Source organism: Ancylobacter mangrovi, from assembly GCF_024752355.1.
In the GTDB taxonomy this organism is placed as follows: Bacteria; Pseudomonadota; Alphaproteobacteria; order Rhizobiales; family Xanthobacteraceae; genus Ancylobacter; species Ancylobacter mangrovi.
In genome coordinates this window covers 197,668-218,670 of record NZ_JANTHZ010000008.1, presented here as the reverse complement: position 1 = coordinate 218,670, position 21,003 = coordinate 197,668, and the positions used below count along the sequence as shown (strand labels likewise).

Annotated in this window: 17 protein-coding genes; 7 read left to right on the top strand and 10 right to left on the bottom strand. The window is 69.0% G+C overall.

Annotation, left to right across the window (positions count from 1 at the left end):
• Positions 1 to 7: 7 nt before the first annotated feature.
• The 7 genes from NVS89_RS17595 to NVS89_RS17565 all read right to left on the bottom strand — a co-directional run bounded on the left by NVS89_RS17595 (position 8) and on the right by NVS89_RS17565 (position 9,003).
• Positions 8 to 1,825 carry a SulP family inorganic anion transporter gene (locus NVS89_RS17595; protein ID WP_258734060.1) on the bottom strand — a complete coding sequence of 606 codons (1,818 nt, stop codon included), beginning with the start codon at positions 1,823 to 1,825 and terminating at the stop codon, positions 8 to 10.
• Entirely contained in the window at positions 1,825 to 2,763 is a 939-nt protein-coding gene (locus tag NVS89_RS17590) for a dimethyl sulfoxide reductase anchor subunit family protein (protein ID WP_258734059.1), read from the bottom strand. The genes NVS89_RS17595 and NVS89_RS17590 overlap by 1 nt, the downstream gene beginning before the upstream one ends.
• Positions 2,764 to 2,766: 3 nt before the next feature.
• Positions 2,767 to 3,501, bottom strand: a complete 735-nt coding sequence (locus NVS89_RS17585; protein WP_258734058.1) for a 4Fe-4S dicluster domain-containing protein — start codon at positions 3,499 to 3,501, stop codon at positions 2,767 to 2,769.
• On the bottom strand, positions 3,498 to 6,425 hold the full coding sequence (locus NVS89_RS17580; protein WP_258734057.1) for a molybdopterin oxidoreductase family protein: 2,928 nt from the start codon (positions 6,423 to 6,425) through the stop codon (positions 3,498 to 3,500). Before NVS89_RS17580 ends, NVS89_RS17585 begins: the two co-directional genes overlap by 4 nt.
• A gap of 97 nt (positions 6,426 to 6,522) precedes the next feature.
• Positions 6,523 to 7,281, bottom strand: a complete 759-nt coding sequence (locus NVS89_RS17575) for an SDR family NAD(P)-dependent oxidoreductase (RefSeq protein ID WP_258734056.1) — start codon at positions 7,279 to 7,281, stop codon at positions 6,523 to 6,525.
• The gene (locus NVS89_RS17570) at positions 7,259 to 8,152 is read right to left on the bottom strand and encodes an alpha/beta fold hydrolase (RefSeq protein WP_258734055.1); all 894 of its coding nucleotides are present in this window, start codon (positions 8,150 to 8,152) and stop codon (positions 7,259 to 7,261) included. Before NVS89_RS17570 ends, NVS89_RS17575 begins: the two co-directional genes overlap by 23 nt.
• A gap of 20 nt (positions 8,153 to 8,172) precedes the next feature.
• Positions 8,173 to 9,003: an HTD2 family dehydratase gene (locus tag NVS89_RS17565; protein ID WP_258734054.1), complete on the bottom strand. Its 831-nt coding sequence runs from the start codon at positions 9,001 to 9,003 to the stop codon at positions 8,173 to 8,175.
• Between the two features lie 92 nt (positions 9,004 to 9,095).
• Between NVS89_RS17565 and NVS89_RS17560 the strand changes: the two genes are divergently transcribed.
• The 3 genes from NVS89_RS17560 to NVS89_RS17550 are packed head-to-tail and all read left to right on the top strand — an operon-like array spanning position 9,096 to position 11,587.
• Complete coding sequence (locus NVS89_RS17560; RefSeq protein WP_258734053.1) at positions 9,096 to 9,317, top strand: acyl-CoA carboxylase biotin carboxyl carrier protein subunit; 222 nt, start codon at positions 9,096 to 9,098, stop codon at positions 9,315 to 9,317.
• A 2-nt stretch (positions 9,318 to 9,319) separates the two neighbouring features.
• Positions 9,320 to 10,681 (top strand): acetyl-CoA carboxylase biotin carboxylase subunit, encoded by a 1,362-nt coding sequence (locus NVS89_RS17555; RefSeq protein ID WP_258734052.1) that lies wholly within the window; start codon positions 9,320 to 9,322, stop codon positions 10,679 to 10,681.
• Positions 10,682 to 10,714: 33 nt separating this feature from the next.
• Positions 10,715 to 11,587: a TrmB family transcriptional regulator gene (locus tag NVS89_RS17550; protein ID WP_258734051.1), complete on the top strand. Its 873-nt coding sequence runs from the start codon at positions 10,715 to 10,717 to the stop codon at positions 11,585 to 11,587.
• Positions 11,588 to 11,631: 44 nt separating this feature from the next.
• On the opposite strand, the gene NVS89_RS17545 is transcribed toward NVS89_RS17550, so the two are convergent.
• Genes NVS89_RS17545 through NVS89_RS17535 form a run of 3 tightly spaced genes read right to left on the bottom strand, consistent with a single transcriptional unit; the run spans position 11,632 to position 16,500 of the window.
• A complete protein-coding gene (locus tag NVS89_RS17545; RefSeq protein WP_258734050.1) occupies positions 11,632 to 13,827 on the bottom strand; it encodes an acetate--CoA ligase family protein in 2,196 nt (731 codons plus the stop codon).
• Between the two features lie 10 nt (positions 13,828 to 13,837).
• Complete coding sequence (locus NVS89_RS17540) at positions 13,838 to 15,373, bottom strand: acyl-CoA carboxylase subunit beta (RefSeq protein ID WP_258734049.1); 1,536 nt, start codon at positions 15,371 to 15,373, stop codon at positions 13,838 to 13,840.
• Positions 15,374 to 15,423: 50 nt separating this feature from the next.
• Positions 15,424 to 16,500, bottom strand: a complete 1,077-nt coding sequence (locus tag NVS89_RS17535) for a mandelate racemase/muconate lactonizing enzyme family protein (RefSeq protein ID WP_258734048.1) — start codon at positions 16,498 to 16,500, stop codon at positions 15,424 to 15,426.
• Between the two features lie 411 nt (positions 16,501 to 16,911).
• Between NVS89_RS17535 and NVS89_RS17530 the strand changes: the two genes are divergently transcribed.
• The 4 genes from NVS89_RS17530 (at position 16,912) to NVS89_RS17515 (ending at position 20,935) form a co-directional block, all read left to right on the top strand.
• Positions 16,912 to 17,883, top strand: a complete 972-nt coding sequence (locus NVS89_RS17530; RefSeq protein ID WP_258734047.1) for a Bug family tripartite tricarboxylate transporter substrate binding protein — start codon at positions 16,912 to 16,914, stop codon at positions 17,881 to 17,883.
• A 79-nt stretch (positions 17,884 to 17,962) separates the two neighbouring features.
• Positions 17,963 to 18,469 (top strand): tripartite tricarboxylate transporter TctB family protein, encoded by a 507-nt coding sequence (locus NVS89_RS17525; protein WP_258734046.1) that lies wholly within the window; start codon positions 17,963 to 17,965, stop codon positions 18,467 to 18,469.
• 7 nt (positions 18,470 to 18,476) lie between these two features.
• Positions 18,477 to 20,003, top strand: coding sequence for a tripartite tricarboxylate transporter permease (locus tag NVS89_RS17520; RefSeq protein WP_258734045.1), 1,527 nt, complete (start codon positions 18,477 to 18,479; stop codon positions 20,001 to 20,003).
• Entirely contained in the window at positions 20,000 to 20,935 is a 936-nt protein-coding gene (locus NVS89_RS17515) for an HpcH/HpaI aldolase/citrate lyase family protein (protein WP_258734044.1), read from the top strand. Before NVS89_RS17520 ends, NVS89_RS17515 begins: the two co-directional genes overlap by 4 nt.
• Positions 20,936 to 21,003: the final 68 nt, after the last annotated feature.

Sequence of the window (21,003 nt, the reverse complement as noted above, 5' to 3'; positions counted from 1 at the left end):
CGCGCGATCATAGTGCGCGGGAGGCATCGTTCGAAAGCGCCGATCTCGGAGGCGTGGCATCGCCGCTCTGGTCGGCCGCCGCACCGGGCGCCTGCCCGCCCGCGCAGGCGCGGCATTCGCGGAAGATGCGGGCGGTGCAGCGGGCGCAGATGGCGGCGTCCAGACGCGGATAGATCGCCGCGATCGCCTCGCGCTTCGAGCCGAAGATGTGATCGGCACCCAGCTCGTCGATGAAGCCGGTCCGTTCCCAGACCGCCAAAACCGCGGCGCGGGGGCGGTGGAAATTCAGGTCGCCGCCCGCGGCGCGGCGCTGCGCCAGCTCGTGCGTCCAAAGCTCGACGCCGGCGAGGTCGATGAAGTTCATGCTCTTGACCATCACCAGCAGGTGTTTCTGGTCGGAGCGCGCGCGCAACTGCTGCAGACGCCGCGCCACATGGCCAGCGGCGCCGAAATAAAGCGAGCCCTCGATGCGCAGAAGCTTGAGCTGCGGGCACTCGACAACTTCCCCCGGCAGATCCTCGACCGCGGTCAGCGTGCGCTCCGGAACCCGTTCATCGGGCACCAGCGCGCGCACCGCCGGGTGCGCGGTACGGTGGAGATAGGCGGCAAGCGCCAGCCCGCTGCCGATCAGGATCGCATGCTGGAAGGGCAGCACCAGCATGCCGGCCAGCGTCGCCACGGCGACCGCGAAATCCGCCCGCCCGACCCGCCAAAGCCAGGCGAAGCGCTTGAGGTCTATGAGGCCGGCGGCGATGTAGAGCAGCAGCGCCGCGATCGCCGGCAGCGGCAGCCGCTCCAGCAGCGGGCGGCTGACAAAGGCAAGCACGACAAGGAACAGTGCCGAGAGCACCGCCGCCATGGGGGTGCGGGCGCCGGCGAGATAGTTCGGCAGGGAGCGGTTCAGCGAACCGCAGGACACGTAGGAGGAGAAGAACGCTCCGGCGATGTTCGACAGGCCTTGGCCGACGAACTCGCGGTCGACGTCGACATACTCGCCGGAGCGGCGCGCCAGCGCCTTGGCAATCGACACCGACTGCCCGAGCGCGACGATGGAAAGCGCGGCGGCGATCGGGGCGAGCTGCTCCAGCTGCTTCAACGGCACCACGGGCACCGAGAGCGGCGGCAGCACCGAGGGGATGGTCCCGGCCCGCGCCATCTCCGGCAGGCCGAGGTGACGCACCAGAAGCTCGCTCGCGCCATAGCCGGCGAGCACGCCGATCAGCATATAGGGCAGCCGACGCGAGAGGCGGCCGGCGACAATGGTGACGACCAGCGTGCAGGCGGCGACGATGACCGCGCTCGGATTGGCCTCCATGAAGCCGCCGGCCACCGCCGACAGCGTGGCCGCCACCCCATGCGCGGCCCCGGGCGCGATCCCCAGCGCGTCCGGCAGCGCGTAGAGCCCGATCAGCAGCGCCGCCCCGCTCATGAAGCCCGCCAGCACCGGTGGCGAAACGAAATCCGTCACCCAGCCGAGCCTGCACAGGCCGAGCGCAAGCTGGATGAGCCCGACCATCGCCGTCACCGCCAGCGCGGCGGCGATGAAGCCGGGGGTTCCCGGTACTACAAGCGGCGCCAGCGCGGCGAGCAGCGCCAGCGAATTGGCGTTGGTCGGCCCCGAGACCACGTAGCGGCTCGACCCGAACAGCGCTGCCACGATGCAGGGCACGATCGCGGTGTAGATGCCGTATTCGGGGGGCATTCCCGCGAGGGTGGCGAAAGCGATGCCCTGCGGCAGCGCCAGCACCGCGCCGAGAAAGCCTGCGAGGGCGTCGGCCGGCAGGGTCCGCGGCGACACCAGCACGGCGAGGCGGGGAGCCGTCATCATCGTCCGTAGTACAGCATCACCGTGTGCCGGGCCTCGGCGAAGAACAGCCAGCGTTCGACCAGCAGCCCTGCGAGCTGGCACAGCGCGGCAAGCAGGCTCGCCCCCACCGTCACCGCTCCGGCCGGCGTCAGCGCGGCCAGCACAAGCAGCACCGCCGGCGCGAGGAAACCGAGGAACTGGGCAATCAGCCGAAGCCGGTCGCGATGCTTGCGCGCGACCCGGTAGCCCATCTCCTTGAGGAGGTAATTCTCCTCCGAATGAGGCCACTCGATGCTCAGCACCCGCCCTCCAGGCAGGCCGGTGGCGGAGTTGACCGTGGCCGGAAGGCCGGCCGTGTCGTCGTGCCGCCAGCTCGCCCGCTTCCATGCCCAGCCGGCCAGCGTCAGCGCAGCGGCCGCGCCGGCGAGCACGCTCCCGCCATCACCGGAGGCCGCCAGCAGCGCATTGAGCAGGGTCAGGCCGCTCATCGCCGCATAGAGCAGGTAGCCCGGCAGGGTGAACCGGCTCCGCCACTGCGCGATCGGCGTGAGCGAGGCGTAGATCATAGCGGTACAGCACACCGTCACCACCGCGCCCAGCGCGGCGAGGGCACCTGCCAGCGCCACCCAGCCCTCGGCTCGGCCGGTCAGCAGCCAGCCGAGCCCGAACAATCCGGCCGGCACGAAGGTCGCTACCGCGCTGATGCCCTCGCGCGAGAGCCACGAGGAGCGCCACTGCGAGAAAGCCCGCCACGCCCGCTCGGGCCGGCCGAGATGGCCGGCGGAGGAGAGCAGCCCACCGGTGATCAGGACCAGCGCCAGACCGAGGCCGAACAGACCGGGCCAAAGACCTGGAGGCGCCATGCCGGCGAGCGCCATCAGCCCGAGCAGGGCCAGCAGGCCGTAGCCCGCGCCGGTGGCGGTGGTGAAGAGGATGACGGAATAAGCGGGATGCATCGGCTACCTCGACAGCATGCGGTCGACCCAGCCCAGGAAACCGCCCTCCGGCGCGGCGTCCTCCAGCGGTGCCGCCGCGACCGTCGGCGCACGCTCGGATCGGGCACGGGGCGGCAGGTAGCGGTTGGTCGGCTCGTACCCCAGCTCGGGCATCAGCGGCACGCCGCCGCGCTCCTCGACCAGCCGCGAGATCGGCGATGCCGGGTCGCCGAGGTCGCCGAAATGGCGTGCTCCTGTCGGGCAGGCAGAGACGCAGGCCGGCACGCGGTCCTCGGGCGGGATGTGCTCATTGTAGATGCGGTCAACGCACAGCGTGCACTTCTTCATCACGCCGATCTCGACGTCGAACTCGCGCGCCCCATAGGGGCAGGCCCAGCTGCACAGCTTGCAGCCTATGCACTTCTCCTCGTCGACGAGCACGATGCCGTCGCTGGCACGCTTGTAGGAGGCGCCCGTTGGGCAGACGGTGACGCAGGCCGGCTCCGCACAGTGCAGGCAGGAGCGCGGGAAATGCACCGTGCGTCCTCCCTCCTGCGTGATGTGCTCGAAGGTGTGCACCCGGTTGAACCACACACCGTCGACACCTCCGCCATAGGGCTTCACGTCGGTGAGCGGGGCCATATGACCGCCGGTGTTCCACTCCTTACAGGAGGTGACGCAGGCCTGGCAGCCGACACAGGTGTCGAGGTCGATGACAAGCCCAAGGCTCTTGTCGGTCGAAGCGGGAAAGCAGGTCATCGTCCGAACGCCTTGCGGAACTGGGCGCCGAAGCTCAGCGTCTGCGGCGCGGGCGGGATCGAGGGTGGAAGCGGCAGGCGCTCGAAAGCCGGCTGGGTGAAACCGAACTCCGCCGGCGCGCAGCGGCGCAGCCGCACCCGCAGGTCGAACCATGCCGCCTGCCCCGTCACAGGGTCGGAGTTGGAATAGCGCTTGCCGGCGACGTCCGGCGGCAGGAGGTCGCCGATGGCATGGTTGAGCAGGAAGCCGCGATTGCTCTCGCCGGCATCGTCCTTCAACCCCCAGGCCCCCCGCCGCTTGCCGATGGCGTTCCAGGTCCAGACGGTGTTGCGCTCCACCCCGTCGACCAGGCGGATCTGCCCCTTCACCTGGCCGTTGACGCTCTCGATCCATACCCAGTCGTCATCGACTAGACCCAGCTCGGCGGCGAGGTCGCGATGCACGAACAGCCGGTTCTGGCTGGTGATCTGGCGCAGCCACGCGTTTTGCGATCCCCAGGAATGGTACATGTGCATCGGTCGCTGGGTGATTGCCGCCAGCGGGAACTCCCGGTCGTCCACCAGCGTCTGCTCGAAGGGCGGATACCAGAAGGGCAGGGGATCCATATGCGCTTCGATGCGGGCGCGCTCGCTCTCGGGCGGCTGCACCGCGCCATGGCCGCGCGCGGCGAGACGGAAGCGCTGCAGCGGCTCGGAATAGAGCTGAAACACCACCGGCTCCACCTTCGGCACGAAGCCCATCTGCTGGGCGAAGTCGAGATAGGCGCGGTTGGCCATCTTGTAGAAGCGCTGGTCGGCGTCGAGCGTGTGGTGCCAGAAGCCGCCATGGGCGATGTAGCGCTCGAGCTGCGAGGGGTTCGGCGCGCCCCGCCCGATCGCCTCGCCGTCCTCGCCCCGCCAGCCGGCCAGCGGCCCGATGCCCGGCGTGCGCTCGTGGTTGACGATGTAGTCGGCATAGTCGCGGTACGTGGCGCCGCCGTCCTCATTGACGAAGCCGGGCAGGCCGAGCCGTGCGCCGAGCTCGATCAGCACACTCTGGAACGGGCGCACGTCGCGGTCCGGCGGCACCACGGGATGGCGGATGGCGTCGCCCGGACCGTCGGCATGGCTGATCGGGCGGTCGAGCAGGCTGATGCAGTCGTGGCGTTCGAGATAGGTGGTGTCGGGCAGCACCAGGTCGGCATAGGCCACCGTCTCGGACGCATAAGCGTCCGCATAGATGATGTAGGGGATGCGGTAGTTCCCCTCCTCATCCGTGTCGGTGAGCATCGTCATGGTCTCGTCGGTGTTCATCGACGAGTTCCAGGCCATGTTGGCCATGTACATCATCAGCGTGTCGATCGGGTACGGATCGCCTGCCCACGCGTTGCGGATGACCATGTGCATCATGCCGTGGGAGGCGAGCGGCGCCTCCCAGGAATAGGCCTTGTCGATGCGCACCGGGTTGCCCTCGCCATCGACCAGAAGGTCCTCGGGCGCGTGCACGAAGCCCAGCGGCATGCCAGCCAGCGGCGTGTCGGGGCGCCCGCCATCCTTGCCGGCCGGCTTGGGACCGGGCGGCGGCGGCTTCGGGAAAGGCGGCTTGAAGCGCCAGCCGCCGGGCACGTCGACCGTGCCGAGCAGCACCTGCAGCAGATGGATGGCGCGGCAGGTCTGGAAGCCGTTGGAATGGGCGGAGATGCCGCGCATGGCGTGCATCGCCACCGGCCGCCCACGCATGGTCTCGTGGCGCCGCCCCTGCAGGTCGGTCCACGGCACCGGCAGCTCGATCGCCTCGTCGAAGGCGACATGGGCCAGCTCCGCGGCGATGCGGCGGATCACCTCGGCGGGCACGCCGCAGCGCTCGGCCACGGCCTCCGGCCCGTGCGAGGCGTCGAGATAGCGCTCGGCGAGCAGCTGGAACACCGGCACGCAGGCGCGCCCCTCGACGGTGAAGGCACCGGTCAGCGCCGGGGCGAGTTCGGGGTCGTCGAGCGGCACGGCGCGTGCGCGCAGCCGATCCCAGGCTAGCGGGCTGCCCTCGGCGTCGCGCAGAAACAGCCCATCGTCCGCTTCGCCGGGCGCCTTCACTACCAGCACCGGGGCGTTGGTGAAGCGCGCCAGATAGTCGATATCGACCCGCCCGGCTCGCAGCAGTTCGTGGATCAGGGCGAGCACGAACAGCCCGTCCGTGCCCGGGCGGATGGCGATCCACTCGTCGGCGATGGCGTTGTAGCCGGTGCGGCACGGGTTGATGGAGACGAACTTGCCTCCGCGCCCCTTCAGCTTGCCGAGCCCGATCTTGATCGGGTTGGAATCATGGTCCTCGGCGACGCCGAAAAGCAGGAAGTACTTGGCGCGGTCCCAGTCCGGCTCACCGAACTCCCAGAAGGCGCCGCCCACCGTGTAGAGGCCGGCGGTCGCCATGTTTACCGAGCAGAAGCCGCCATGAGCCGCGAAATTGGGGGTGCCGAACTTCGAGGCCCACCAGCCGGTAAGCGACTGCGACTGATCGCGGCCGGTGAAGAAGGCGAGCCGCTTCGGATCGGTGGACCGGATGCGGGACAGCCGATCGGCGGCGATCGACAGCGCCTCTTCCCACTCGATCTCGCGGAACTGGCCGGAGCCGCGCGGCCCGGTGCGCAGCAGCGGCTTGCGCAGCCGGCCCGGGCTGTAGTGCTGCATGATGCCGGCGCTGCCCTTGCCGCACAGCACGCCGCGATTGACCGGGTGGTCCTTGTTGCCGTTGATGTAACGGATCTGTCCGTCGCGCAGATGCACCTCGATGCCGCAGCGGCAGGCGCACATGTAGCAGGTGGTCTTTGCGACGCTGTCGCCCACCGGGCAAGACGTCTCGACCCCATCGCCTTCCGCGGGAGCGCGCGACACGTGAAGCGGCTGCTGCGTGGGGGCGGCGTTGGCACCCCGGACCTTACCTGTGATCATGCGGCGACTGTGCGGTCCAGTTTGGATTGCGTCTAATATTGGTTTGAGATCGGGATGATCTCGCCCAATGATCAATCGGCACGGAGCGCGGCTTGGCCTATCCCGTGTACCAGCCGCCGTTCAGGTGCAGCGTCTGACCGGTGATGAAGCGCCCGAAGGGGCCGGCGAGGAAGCACACCAGCTTCGCCAGCTCCACCGGCTCGCCCGGGCGCCCCATCGGCACCGGGCGCTGGACGAAGTGCTCCGGCAACGGGCCCTTGCGCTCGGTTGCCATCTGCGCCGGCGAGATGCAGTTCACCGTGATGTTCTCGGCGGCGAACTCGGCGGCCAGCGCGCGCGTCAGCCCGGCAATCCCCGCCTTGGCCGCCGAGACATGGGCACGGTGGCGCACCCCGACATGGGCGGCGACGCCGCCGATATGGACAATGCTTGCCGCCGCGCTGCGCCGCAGCAGCGGCAGCGCCGCCTGATCGCACAGGAAGGCGCTGTCGAGGATGCTGCTGACGATGCGGCGCCACTCGTCGTAGCCGATCGTCTCGAACGGGCCGTCCGCGCGCTCGGCAGCGTTGTGCACCAGCAGGTCGAGCCGACCGAAGCGCGCCTCCACCTCGCCGAACATCGCATCGACCGCCGCCGGATCCGTGAGATCGGCAAAATGCGCGAAGGCCGCCGCTTCGCCGCCGCCCGCTTCCCGGCACAGAGCCACCGTCTCCTGGGCGGCCTCGACCGAGCTTCGGGCATGAACCACCACCCGCGCGCCGGCGCGGGCGAGTTCGAGCGCGATGGAGCGCCCCACATTGCGGGCCGCGCCCGTCACGAGCGCGGTGTGGCCCTCAAGGTTCCGGCTGTCCGCCATGCTTTCCTCCCGTTTCCGGCCCGAATGTTCCGGGCTCGAATGTCCGCATCAGGAAAGCCGCCAGCTCGGCGGGCCGCTCCTGCATGATCCAGTGGCCGCAGCCCGGCAGGGCAGCGGTGAGCGCGCCGGGGCAGGCCGCCTCGACCGCGCGGCGACGCTCGGCCAGATGCTCGCCCACGGTCGGGTCACGCGTGCCCCAGACGGCGCCAACCGGCGCCTTGACCGCCTTCAGCATGCCCAGCGCGTCGCGGGTGCGCGAGAACACCCGGCTGTTCAGTCCTGGTCGGCGCCGGGTGTTGCAGTGCTGGATCTCGACCGCCAGCGCATCGACGCGTGCCGGGTCGGCGATCATGAAGACCTTGAGATTGTGGGCGGCGACCGAGCGCATCTCCCCCTCGCTCATGCCGGGACGGCGGCTGCGCAGGTCGACCGCGTCGCGTTCCTCGCCCAGCCCGCCGCCGGCGACCAGAACCAATCCGGCCAGTTGCGCCTCCAGATGTCGGGCGAGGTGGACCGCCACCAGCCCTCCGAAGGAGAAGCCGGCGACGCGGATGGTGGCCGCCGCGGGTGCGAGTTCCGCGAGGCCGGCCGCCAACCGGTCGGCCAATAGCGCCGGCGTGGCGTCCGGCGGCACGGGATCGGAATCGCGGAAGCCCGGCATGTCGGGCAGCAGCAGCCGGAATCGGCCTTCCAGCCGTTCCACCATCGGCAGCCAGTGCAGCCAGCTGCCGAAGCCCCCGTGTAGCAGTACCAGGGGCGGACCGGCGCCGAAGAGCCGCCAGACCACGCGGCCGCCCTCCGACCCGGTGACGGCGTGCTCGGCCCGCGCATCGGCGGCTTCGATGAAACGGCCCGCCTCGGCGGCATCCATTTGGTGCCACTCCCTCGGCATCAGGGGCGGATCTTTGCCTCGACGACGACAGCTCCCGCCTCGTCGCGGGCCCAGAGCGCGTAGCCCTTGCCGTCCTCGGCGCCTTCGAGATGGACGGGCGTGCCGGCGAAGACCGGCCGCATGGCGCGGAAAGAGAAGCTTCCGATCGCCATCGTCGGGCGCTCCCGACGCAGGGCCTCCACCAGCAGCGTCGCGGTCAGCTGGCCGTGGACCACGAGGCCGGGATAGCCCTCGACCTCGCGGGCATAGGGCTCGTCATAGTGGATGCGGTGGGCGTTGAAGGTGACGGCCGAATAGCGGAACAGCAGCCGCGTGTCGGGCACCACGCGATGCGACCACAGCGCGCCGCCGGGCGCGGGCTGGGGCGGCGGCGCCGGCTCGCCGGGCGCGGGAGCCTCGCGATAGACGAGGGTCTGGACCTCGGTCAGCATCAACAGGCCCCCCTTGAGATAGGAATGGTTGACCGTGACGAAGGCAAGCGTGCCGGTGCGCCCGTTCTTGACCGACACTCCGGCGATCCGCGAGCGCTTCTCCACCGTGTCGCCCACGCACATCGGCCGGTGGAAGGTGATCTCGCTTGCCGCCCACATGCGGCGCGGCAGTTCGATCGGCGGCAGAAAGCCGCCGCGCTCAGGGTGCCCGTCCGTTCCCAGCCCGGCCTGAGGCGCCAGCGGCTGGAAATAGAGCCACTGGCCCGTCGGCGGCAACGCGGTGCCGATCTCGACGGTACCGGCCTGATCGAGCGCCGCGTGCAGGCCCGCCAACGGCCAACCGTCCAGCTGCGCGACCGCCGTCTCGATGCGCCCGATCCACCCATCGAAGCCTGTCATCACACCTCCCCTTATCGTAGTTGTCATTGCAACTACTAATGCGGCGCTTTACAGTGCGCGTCAATGCCGAACGAGGCATCACGGAGGAAGCAGTGGCTAAGGTCGACATCAAGACAGAAATCACCGGCAACGTCTGGAAGATCGAGAAGGCCGTTGGCGACAATGTCGCTGAAGAGGAAGTCATCCTCATCCTCGAATCGATGAAGATGGAAATCCCGGTCTCCGCCTCCGAGGACGGGGTGATTCTCGAAATCCTCGTCGCCGAGGGCGAAACCGTGACCGAGGGTTCGGTCGTCGCGCGCATCGAGGTGTGACGATGAAAAGCGTCCTCGTTGCCAATCGCGGCGAAATCGCCTGCCGGGTGTTCCGCTCGGCCCGCGCGCTCGGGCTGTCCACGGTGGCGATCTATTCCGACGCCGACGCCGGCGCCGCCCATGTCGAGGCCGCCGACCGCGCGGTCGGCGTCGGCCCGGCGCCCGCGCGCGAGAGCTATCTGCGCGTCGAGAAGGTGCTGGAGGCGGCCCGCGAGGCCGGCGCCGACGCCATCCATCCCGGCTACGGCTTCCTCTCGGAGAACGCCGAGTTCGCCCAGAGCGTGCTCGACGCCGGGCTGACCTGGATCGGTCCTTCTCCGCACACCATCCGCCAGATGGGCGACAAGCAGCGCGCCCGCCAGATCGCCGCGGAGGCGGGCGTACCGGTGGTACCCGGCAGCGCCCGCTTTGAGCCGGGCGAGATCGAAGGGTTGGCGCAGGCCGCCGAGGCGGTGGGCTATCCGCTGCTGGTCAAGGCGGCGGGCGGGGGCGGAGGCATCGGCATGCGCCGGGTCGACGGTCCCGAGAAGCTCATCGACGTGGTGGTCGCCACCCAGTCCATGGCGCAGAAGTCCTTCAACAATGGCGCCGTTTTCCTCGAACGCTTCGTGCCCAAGGCCCGCCATGTCGAGATGCAGGTGTTCGGCTTCGGCGACGGGCGGGCGATCCATCTGTTCGAGCGCGACTGCTCGCTGCAGCGCCGCTTCCAGAAGGTGATCGAGGAAGCGCGCGCCCCCGGCCTACCCGCCGAGGTGGCGGACGCCATGGCGGCGGCCGCGGTGCGGCTGTGCGAGGCGACGGCCTACAGCGGCGCGGGCACGGTCGAGTTCATCGTCGACGCGGAGAGCTTCGAGTTCTTTTTCCTCGAGATGAACACCCGCATCCAGGTCGAGCATCCCGTCACCGAGATGATCACCGGCCGCGACCTTGTGGCCATGCAGATCGAACTGGCGCGCGGCACGCTCGGTTTCGTGCCGCAGAACGAGGTCGCCGCGCACGGCCACGCCATCGAGTGCCGGCTCTATGCCGAGGACCCGGCCAAGATGTTCATGCCCTCTCCCGGCCCGCTTACCACCTTCCGGCCGCCGTCGGGCATGGCGCACCTGCGGGTCGACAGCGGCTATCGCGAAGGTGACGCGGTAACTCCGTTCTACGACCCCATGGTCGCCAAGATCGTGGTCTGGGGCGAAAGCAGGGAGGTGGCACGGCTGCGCGCCATGGATGCGCTGCGGGCCTTCTCCATTGACGGCATACGCAACAATCGCCATTTCCTGCTGGCGTGTCTGGCCGATGACGACTTCGCCGCCGGCGACGTCCACACCGGCTTCATAGACGCCAATCGCGGCCGGCTGCTCGCGGCCTGAACTGGCGCCCCGCGGGGCACGACGGAGACGATAGTGGCAGGCAAGCTGGCCGTTGAGGCAAATGAATCCGACCCTCTTCTCACCGACCTGAAGCGGCTCGGCTTTACCGAGTACGAGGCGAAGATCTACGTCCAGCTGCTGCGCACGCCGCTCTCGACGGCCTACGAGATCTCCAAGGGCGCCAACGTGCCGCGGCCCAACACCTATCACTCGCTGGAAGCCCTCGCCCAGCGCGGCGCGGTGCTTCCGGTGAGCGAGAATCCGGTGCGCTACGTGGCGGCCCCGCCGGACGAGTTCCTGGTCGCGCTCTCCAACCAGACGCAGGCGCTGTGCGAGGACCTCTCCAAGCGCCTCACCTCCGTCGCCCCCGCCCCGAACGACCAGTATGTGTGGATGCTGCGTGGGGAATCGAGCGTCCATTCCAAGATCGAGACGTTGATCAAGGAGAGCCGCGTCTCGATCTGGATCAAGGCCAGCGACACCGTGCTGCGCCGGCACACCGACGTGCTGCGCGAGGCGGCGGCGCGTGGGCTCGACATCTTCATCGTGCTGTTCGGGCCGGACGCCGAGGAATTCCGCTTCGGCCCGACCTGCCGGGTTTATATCCATGAGGGCAATGGCGTGCGCATGGGTACGACCGACAACCTGTTTACGGTGTCGATCGACCATGTTGAGACGCTTACCGCCGCAGTGGAAGGCGAGGTGATCGCCTCCTACACGCGCAACGGTCCGATCGTGAACCTCGCCGAGTCGCTGGTTCGCCACGATTATTACATGGCCGAGATATTCGCCCGGCTCGGGCCACAGATCGAAGAGGAATTCGGCCCCTATCTGCGCGACCTGCGCCTCGCCTGCTTCTCGCCCGAGCAGGCGGCCTCCTTCAAGCACCGCACCGGCCTCGACTGATCGGCCCCAACGGGAAAAGGGCGGGGAGCCCCCACCCTTCCTGCTCACCGCCGGCCGAGCTGGCGCTCGATATGCCCGATCCCGGCCAGCGCGCGCGCCGCCGGGGCAATCTCGTCGAACACCGGCACCCCGATCGCCCGGGCTTTCTCGCGGTAGTGGCGCCGCCGCTCATCAAGCGCCGCCGAGCCGTCGGTGCGCAGCGCCAGCGCGAAATGCGCGCCGCCAGGCCATTTCGCCTTGGTCTGCTCGACCACCACGAACAGGTTGTCGATCGGGTCGACCGAGCCGCGACCGACAAACGCGGACAGGTTGAGGTGCATCAGCACCGCGTCCGGATCGGCGTGGCCGTAGACGATGTCGAGGATCTCGCCGGCGACGAAGCCGTCCTTCTCCTGCAGCGTGCGCACCGGCGTGTCGATGGGGTTGGCCACGCTGGTGCCCGGCGGCAGCTTCATCGCCTCCAGCCGGTCCCGTGCCTCCGGTGCGTAAGGCGCGACCTCCAGCCCGGCGGCGGCGAAGGCGTCGGTGCCGAGCACGCTCGATCCCCCGCCATTGCCGAACAGCGTCACCGCGTAGGTCGGCTTGTCCGGGCGCAGCGTGAAGTGCTGGAGCGCCAGCAGCATGTCGATGAACTCGTCGACTGTGGCGACGATGCTGACCGGCGTCTGCTTGCCCAAGGCCTCCCAGCCCTTTTCGTCGCCGGCCAGCGCCCCGGTGTGCGAGGCCGCAGCCAGCCGGCCGAGCGCGGAGCGCCCGCCCTTGAGGATGACCACCGGCTTGTCCGCGCCCTTCAGCATCTCGAAGAAGGCACGCCCCTGCTTCACGTCCTCCAGATAGAGGCCGATCGCGCGGGTCTGCGGGTCCGCAAGGTAATAGGCCAGCAGTTCGTGCGGCTTCACGTCGGCGCTGTTGCCGATCGTCACCGCACCGCTGAAGCGCAGCCCACGCCATTCGCCGCGCTTGATGATGTCCGTGGTCAGACCACCCGACTGCGAGACGATGCCGACCGTGCCGACCTCCTTCGGCGCGTCGGAGGGGAAGGTGAGCCCGCCACGCGGCGAATAGGTGCCGAGGCAGTTCGGCCCCAGCACCCGCACCCCGCCGGCCCGCGCGCCTTCGATCAGCGCCTCCTGAAGGGCCTTGCCCTCCTCCAACTCGCCGAAGCCGGAGGAGATGACCTGCGCGATCCGACAGCGCCCGCCCGCCTTGGCAAGGATGCCGGGAATGCGCTCGGCGCCGACGGCGATATAGGCATAGTCCACCGGCTCGGGGGTGTCGGCGAGGCCGGGATAGGCCTTCAGCCCCTCGATCTCCTCGGCCGCCGGATGGATCGGATAGATCTGCCCGGCATAGCCGAACGCCTTCATGCGGCGGATGAAGGTATTGGCGATTGCGACGTCCTTGGTCGACGCTCCCAGCACCGCCACGGTGCGCGGCTCGAACAGCGGCCGGAACGTGTCGAGGGGAGAGGCCGACGAGTCCGGGCCGGCGTCGACGCTCTCCGGAGTCGGCGACAGGATCACCCGTGCGTCGACCGCCACCGCGCCGCGCGAGGAGACGATGACCGGGTTGAGATCCAGTTCGGCGATATCGGCCTGGTGGCGCATCAGCAGGCCGTCGGCCCCGCCGATGCGCAGCATGACATCGACCAGCGCCGCCTCGTCCACGCCCGCCTCGCCGCGCGCGCCCTTGAGCAGGGCGCGGCCCTTCAGCTCGCCCAGCATGGCTTCGGCATCGCCAGCGTCGATCGGGCAGATGCGGAACGCAACGTCGCGCAGCACCTCGACGAAGATGCCGCCGAGCCCGACCATTATCATTGGCCCGAACTGGGGATCGCGGTAGCCCCCGATCACCATCTCGCGGCCGACCGGGACCATCTCCTCCACCAGCCAGCCGTCGACGCGGGCGGCGGCGATCAGAGGTTTGGCGGCCATGGCGTCGACCGCCTCACGAACCGCTTTCGCGTCGGCGAGGCGAAGCGTCACGCCGCCGGCGTCCGATTTGTGCAGGATGTCGGGAGAGACCACCTTCACGACGAAGGGCCCCTCGAGATCGGCCGCCATGGCGGCGGCCTGCGCGGCGTCGGCAGCAAAGCGCGAGCGCGGCACCCGGATGCCGAATTCGGCCAGAAGCGCCTTGCCGGCCGCCTCGTCGAGGCTGCCGCGTCCGTTGGACCGCGCCTCCGCGATCAGGGATTGTGCGCTGGTGGCGCGCAGCGCCGGAGTGTCCTGTACGGTCATGCTCGCCTCCTCAGTAGCTGGTCGGCCAGGTGTGCATCAGGTGCTGGCCGACGCCACCGGACCGTCGGCGGCGCTGGATCTCGAGCATGCGGATGATCCAGGCGCGGGTTTCCTGCGGCTTCACCACGTCCTGCGCTGAGAAGATGCGGGCCATGTCCCAGATCTCGAGATCCTTCTGGATATGCGCCAGCGCGTCCTCGAAACCCTCCTGCCCGGCGGTCAGGTTGTGGACGATGCTGGTGGCGAACACCGGGTCCATGAAGCTCACCTCGGCGGTCGGCCAGGCGATCATGGCGTCGTTGTGTGCGCCGCCGCCCATCGCCACATAGGCGCGCCCATAGGCCTTGCGGCACAGCACCGTGACCGAGGGCACGGTGGTGAGGCAGGTGGCGTTCATGAAGTTCATGATGTGGCCGGGCGCCCCGCGCCGCTCCGCCTCGGTGCCGACGACGAAGCCGGGTGTGTCGACGAGGCGCACGATCGGCAGGTTGAAGCTGTCGCACAGCACGGTGAGGTCGATGATCTTGCGGCAGGCCTCGGCCGAGAGCGCCCCGCCACCGACCTGTGGATTGTTCGCGACCACGCCGACCGCCTGCCCGTTGAGACGTGCGAGGCCGACCACGGCGGACTTGCCGAACCGGGCCTTGATCTCGAAGAAGCTGTCGCGATCGAAGATCACCTCGATGATCTTCTTCATGTTGTAGACCTGCGTGCGCTTCTCCGGCAGCACGTCGAGGATTCGGTCCTGCCCCTCGCCCGAGCCCTCGGAGACCGGCGCGGCCGGCGCCAGTTCGCCGCTGTGGCTCGGCATGTAGGAAAGGAAGCGGCGGATCGCGGCCATCGCCTCGGCGTCGGTATCGACGAAATGGTCGATGAGCCCGGTCTGCTCGGCGTGCAGCCGCCAGCCGCCCAGTTCCTCTAGATCGACCTTCTCGCCGATCGCCATCGAGACCAGGCGCGGGCTCGACACCGACATGATCGAGCCCTTCTTCATCACCGAGAAGTCGGCGCAGCAACACAGCCAGGCGGAGGAGCCGAAGGAGGTGTCGAGCGCCGCCGCTACCCAGGGCGTTTCGCGCATGCGCTTGAACTGGGTCGTGTCGTTGCCCAGCAGCGTACCCATGCCCTTGGAGCCCATGGCGTCGGGCAGCCGGGCGCCGGTGGACTCGCCGATATGCACGAAGGGCATGCCGCGCTCGGTGCAGGTGCGGCGTATGTAGCCCATCTTCTTCGAGTTGGTGGCGCTGGTGGAAGCGCCCTTGGTGGTGAAGTCGTTCACCACCACGCCCACCTCGCGCCCCTCGATCTTGCCGAAGCCGGTGATCTTCCCGTCGCGCGGGGTGGCGTCGACGTCGGCGTCGAACACCCCGGAGGCGCCCAACATCCCGACCTCGAAGAAGGTGCCGGGGTCGATCAGCGCGTCGACCCGCTCCTGCGCGTTGAACTGGCCGCGCTCGGTGCGCTTGGCCAGCTTGTCGGGGCCGCCCATGCGTTGCGCGCGGGTGCGGCGCTCGTCGAGTTTGGCGAGCATTGCGTCGTGAGGCATCGTGACATCCTGCGTGAGGCGGAGGGAGCGGCTGGCGCGTCGGACGCGCGTCAGGCGACAAGTTCGTGGGTTGCGGTGGTGGCCCGCGCGACCGCGTCGCGATCGAGTTGCGGGCGGTAGCCGGCGGGCATGCGCACCTCGCCGTCGACGAAGGGCAAGGGATTGGCGAACAGGCCGGTCCTGGGCTTGAGGAAGCCGTTGAACTCGCCCGCATTGTCGACCGTGTCGCGCGCTACGCAGGCTTCGAGCCAGCCCTGCACCTCGCTGCCGAGCCCGTCGCCCAGCACCGGGCTCATGCCGTTGGCGCGCACCGCGTTCAGGCCCTCGGCGAGCCGCTGCAGGCTGCCGAATCGCTTGAGCTTGAGCTTGCAGAAGCCCACCCCCTCGATCCCCGCCGCCCGATCGATGTCGGCCAGCGTGCAGATCGGCTCGTCGAGCATCAGAGGTACGGTCGAAGCGGCGGCAACGGCGGCGTTGGCCTCCCAGTCGTCGGAATCGCAGGGCTGCTCGAACAGCTCGATGCCGGAGGGGTCCAGACGCGAGGCGAAGGCGATACCCTGCGCACGGCTGAAAGCGCGGTTGGCGTCGAGCCGCAGCGTCGCCCGCTCACCGACCGCCTTCTGAATCACCGCGACACGGGCGAGATCGGCCTCGACATCCTTGCCCACCTTCACCTTGAAGGTGCGGAAACCCTGGCCGATCCATTCCTCGACTTCGGCGACGATCGCCTCGGGCTCCAGCGCGTTGATCGGCGTCAGCAGCGGCTGGCTGCGCGCATCACCCACGTCCAGCAGGTCGCTGCCTTCCAGCACCTCGATGGCCGCGGTGAGCGCGGTGGCGGCCACCTTGCTGCTGGCGAAGTCGGCAAGGACGATCGCCTTCGCCTCCTCCGGCGTCTTGCCGAGGACGGCGTCCATCTTGGCGAGGCAGAACGCCCAGCCGCCCTCGCGGGTTTCCGAGCTGGAGCCCGGCGAGATGTGCGCGTCCGCGAATCCGGTCCGTCCGTCGCTGTCCTCGACCTCGACCAGATACGGTTCGAACTCGTCGAAGGTCCGGTAGGACAGGCGGTAGGGCCGGATCAGCGGCAGCCGGAGCCGGCTGAGACGTATGCGTCGCAGATGCGTCATGGTGGCGTTTCCCCCGGGGAGAGCATGCGGCGGCAGCGCTGGTTTCCAGCCGCGGCGGCGCTTCGACCAGCCGCCCGCCTGCCCCGCTCGATTAGTTGTTGCTATTGCTACTACGAACTTTTAGAGTGCGCAACGTGGATCATTCGATCCCATGCCGGCCGTGCGGTCCGGTCCTTCCGGGGGACGGCAGGACGGACGCGGGGCTCGTAAACGGACCGAGGAGCCGGCACCTCTAAGCCAGCCCCGGACACGACTTCCGATTGCTGCTCGTCCCTCGTTCCAGGCCCGAGGATGAACGAAACGCCGTGACGTGCTGCCTGTCGTGGGATTGGATGGCCTGAACTCGAAGAACCAGAACGAAACTGGCGACAGAGCCCGCGCCAAAGGGCCGCCAGACTAGGGAGAATGGAAATGCTCACACGTCTGCTGAGGGCTGCGGCTATCGCCGCTTCCCTGTTCGTGGCTCCGGCCGTCGCCATGGCCGACTATCCCGAAAAGCCGATCCGCTATCTGCTGCACGTCTCGCCGGGCGGCGCGACCGACGTCATGGCCCGTAAGCTCGCGATTGCGATGGAGAAGACTCTCGGCGTTCCGCTGGTGGTGGAAAACAAGCCGGGCGGGCGCGGCGCGACCCAGCTCGCCGATCTGGCTTCCGCCAAGCCGGATGGCTACACCATCGGCGCCGTCACCTCGACCCATATCGGGGCGTTCAACCAGACCCTGAAGCAGTACAACGTCGACAGCTTCGACTGGATTGCGCGGCTGGTGAACGAGCCGTATCTGATCGTGGTCAACAAGGACAGCAAGATCAAGTCCTTCAAGGATCTTGTCGACGCCGCCAACGCCAAGCCGGGCAGCGTGGTGATGGCCGGCTTCGTGCGCGGTTCGGGCGGGCACTTCGCCTGGGAGATCATGGCCCAGTCGGCCGGCCTCGACAGCAAGAAGGTGCGCTGGGTGCCGTTCGACAGCGTCGGCGACGCGGTGACCGCCGCTCTCGGCGGTCATGCCGAGGCCGCCATCGCCTATGTCGACCTGGTCAAGACCTATGTGGACGCCGGCAGCCTGCGCGTCATCGGCATCATGTCGGAGGAGCGGGCGCGCCAGTTCCCGGACGTGCCGACGCTCAAGGAGCAGGGCTTCGACGCCGACACCTCCTGGCAGCAGATGCGCGGCATCATTGGTCCCAAGGGCATTCCCGAGCCGATCAAGGCCAAGCTCGCCGCGGCCGTCGAGCAGGCGCTGAAGACGCCGGAGTTGGTGGCCTACATGGAGGAATCGTCCCTGATCCCCTCCTTCCAGCCCCCGGCCGAGTTCACCGCCACCGCGGCCCGAGAGAACGCGCTCACCAAGGAATGGATGGAGCGGCTTGGGCTGACGCGCTGACGTCCGCCTCGTTCCGCCGGAGGCCGCCGCGCGCGGCCTCCCCTTCTCGGCCTTCCATCATGAGAGCCTGACCGTGACCATGGCAACGCAACATGAGGAATCCGCCCTCGACCACGCGGTCGAGGAGGACGAGGACTTCGCCTTCCGCCTGGAATTGGGCGACGTGCTCGTGGGCGCCGCGCTGCTGGCGCTGTCCATCACCTTCTGGGTGCTCGGCGCCCAGATCGACGATGGCGGCGAGGGGAGCATCGGCGCGGCAACCTTTCCGCGCGGCATCGCGCTTCTGCTCGGCATTGGCGCTCTTGTCCTGTTTGCCAACGGGCTGCGCCAGCTCGTCGCCGGTCCGAGCGGGCATTGGGTGACCATCGGGCGGCCGCTGCGGGTACTGATGGGCATCGCCCTGATGCTGGCCTTCGCGCCGGCCATGCGCGCCGTCGGCTATTACCCGACCATGGCCGTCTATCTCGCCGCGACGCTGTGGGTCGCCGACTGCCGCCGGCCGCTGCTTATCCTCGCCTATGTCGCCGGCTTCCTGCTGTTCAGCAAGCTCGTCTTCGAGATGCTGCTCTCGATCCCGCTGCCCTGAGGTTCCCATGATTGACGGTTTTCTCGCCGGTCTCTCGGCATTCTCCTCGTGGCAGGTCATCGCTGGTCTGTTCGGCGGCGTCGTCATCGGCTACATCGTCGGCGCGCTGCCCGGCCTATCTGCCGGCGTCGGCATGGCGCTGCTCATCCCCTTCACTTTCGGCCTCGATCCGGTCGTCTCGGTGGTGATGCTGGTCACCCTCTACATGGCCTCCGAGTATTCCGGCGCCATTCCGGCGATCCTGATGAACACTCCGGGCGAGCCTTCCTCCGCCATCACCGCGCTCGACGGCTACCCGATGCGCGAGCGCGGCGAGGCGGGCGAGGCGCTGACCCTGTCCATCCTCAGCTCGGCCGTCGGCTCGGTGATCAGCACCGTTCTGCTGATCTTCTCCGTGCTCTGGATGACCAAGATCGCGCTGGCTTTCGGCCCGGCCGAGTATTTCGCGCTCGCCGTGCTCGGCCTCAGCCTGATCTCGACCCTGGCCGGCCATTCCGTGCTGCGCGGCTTCATCGCCCTGCTGTTCGGCCTGCTGCTGACCACGGTGGGCACCGATCCGGTGGACGGGGTGATGCGCTACGTCTTCAACGACGGGCTGCTCGGCGGCTTCCCCTTCATCGCCGCGCTTATCGGCCTGTTCGCTCTTTCCGAGGTGCTACGGATGCTGGAGACGCCCGGCAACCGCACCACCCCGCTCAAGGCATTGCCGGGTCTCTCGGCTCAGATCGGGCTGCTCAAGCCGCACACCGGCAACATGCTGCGCTCGACCTTCATCGGCTACATCCTGGGCGTCATCCCCGGGGCCGGGGCGACCATCGCCTCCATCACCGCCTACTCGGTGCAAAAGCGGTTCTCCAAGTCGCCCCAGACCTTCGGCAAGGGCAATCCGGAAGGCGTCGTGGCCGCGGAGACCGCCAACAACGCCTGCATGCCGGGCGCGCTCGCCCCCATGCTGGCGCTCGGCATCCCCGGCAAGGCGAGCACCGCCGTGCTGGTGGGCGCGCTGGCCATCCAGGGCGTGCGGCCCGGGCCGCTGATCTTCACCCAGCACCCCGAGATCCCGTACTCCATCTACATCGCGCTGCTGGTCGGCATGCCCTTCATGGTCATGCTCGGTCTGTTCGGCTCGCGCATGTGGGTGCGTCTCACCACCATCCCGGCTTCGGTGGTCACCGCCATCGTGGCGGCGACCTGCCTGCTCGGCACCTATTCGGAATCCAACGAGATCTTCGCCGTCGGCGTCGCGGTCGGTTTCGGCATTGTCGGCTACCTGCTTGCCAAGGTTGAGATCGAGCCGGCGCCGATCGTTCTGGCGCTGGTGCTGGGCTACATGATGGAATCGAACTTCCGCCGCAGCCTCGTCATGTCGGGCGACGACATGACGGTGTTCCTGCGCGAGCCGATCTCGGCGATCTGCCTCGGGCTGGCCGCGATCATCTTCGTCGCACCGCTGGTGCAGACCCTGCTGGGCCGGCGACGCCGGAGGGCGGCCGCCGGAGAGACGTCGGTCCTGTCCGAGGAGGCCTCGCGATGAGCGCGGACCATCCCTTGCGCAGTGTGCTGTACGTGCCGGGCGAGAAGGCGCGGGCGCTGGAGAAGGCGCGCGGGCTCGACGTCGACGCGCTGATCATTGACCTCGAGGACTCGATCGCTCCGGAGATGAAGCCGCAGGCGCGCGAGAGCGCCTGCCGCACCATCGCCGCCGGCGGCTACGGCTTCCGCCAGCTGGCGCTGCGGGTGAACCCGCGCGGCTCGGCCTGGTTCGCCGACGACCTGAAGGCAGCCGCCGCCGCGCGGCCCGACATCGTGGTGCTCCCCAAGGTCGAGAGCCCAGAGGACCTCGCCGAGGCGTCCCGCCGTCTCGACGACGCCGGCGCCCCGCCCGACCTCGCCCTATGGGCGATGATCGAGACCCCGCTCGGCCTGCTGAACCTGCGCGAGATCGCGCAGGCGGGCGTTGGAGCGGGTGCGGGCGGACGACTCGCCGCGCTGGTGCTCGGCACCAACGACATCGCCAAGGATACCGGCGTGCAGCCCGGCGGCGATCGCGCGGCGCTGGTGCCCTGGCTGCTGCAGGCGGTGCTGGTGGCCCGCGCCTACGGGCTGCGGGTGTTCGACGGCGTCTACAACGCCTTCTCCGACCTGGAGGGCTTCACCCGCGAATGCACGCAGGGCCGCCGTCTTGGCTTCGACGGCAAGACGCTGATCCACCCCTCGCAGATCACGTCCGCCAACCGGGTGTTCGCCCCTGCGCCCGAGGACGTGGCGCAGGCGCGTGCCATCGTCGACGCCTTCGCCCGGCCGGAGAACGCGGAGAAGGGCGTGATTACGCTCGGCGGCCAGATGGTGGAGCGGCTGCACGCGCAGTCCGCCGCCCGCCTCCTGGCGCTGGACGCCGCGATCCGCGCTCGCGAGTCCAGCCCGGGCGACAAGCCTGCTGCGAGGCCGGCATCGGCTGGCGCATAGCCGCTGGCGCCTCGGGGCGTTGCCGGCATGCAGCCCGCGGCGACCGTTTTTTCCCTGGAAGCGGCAAG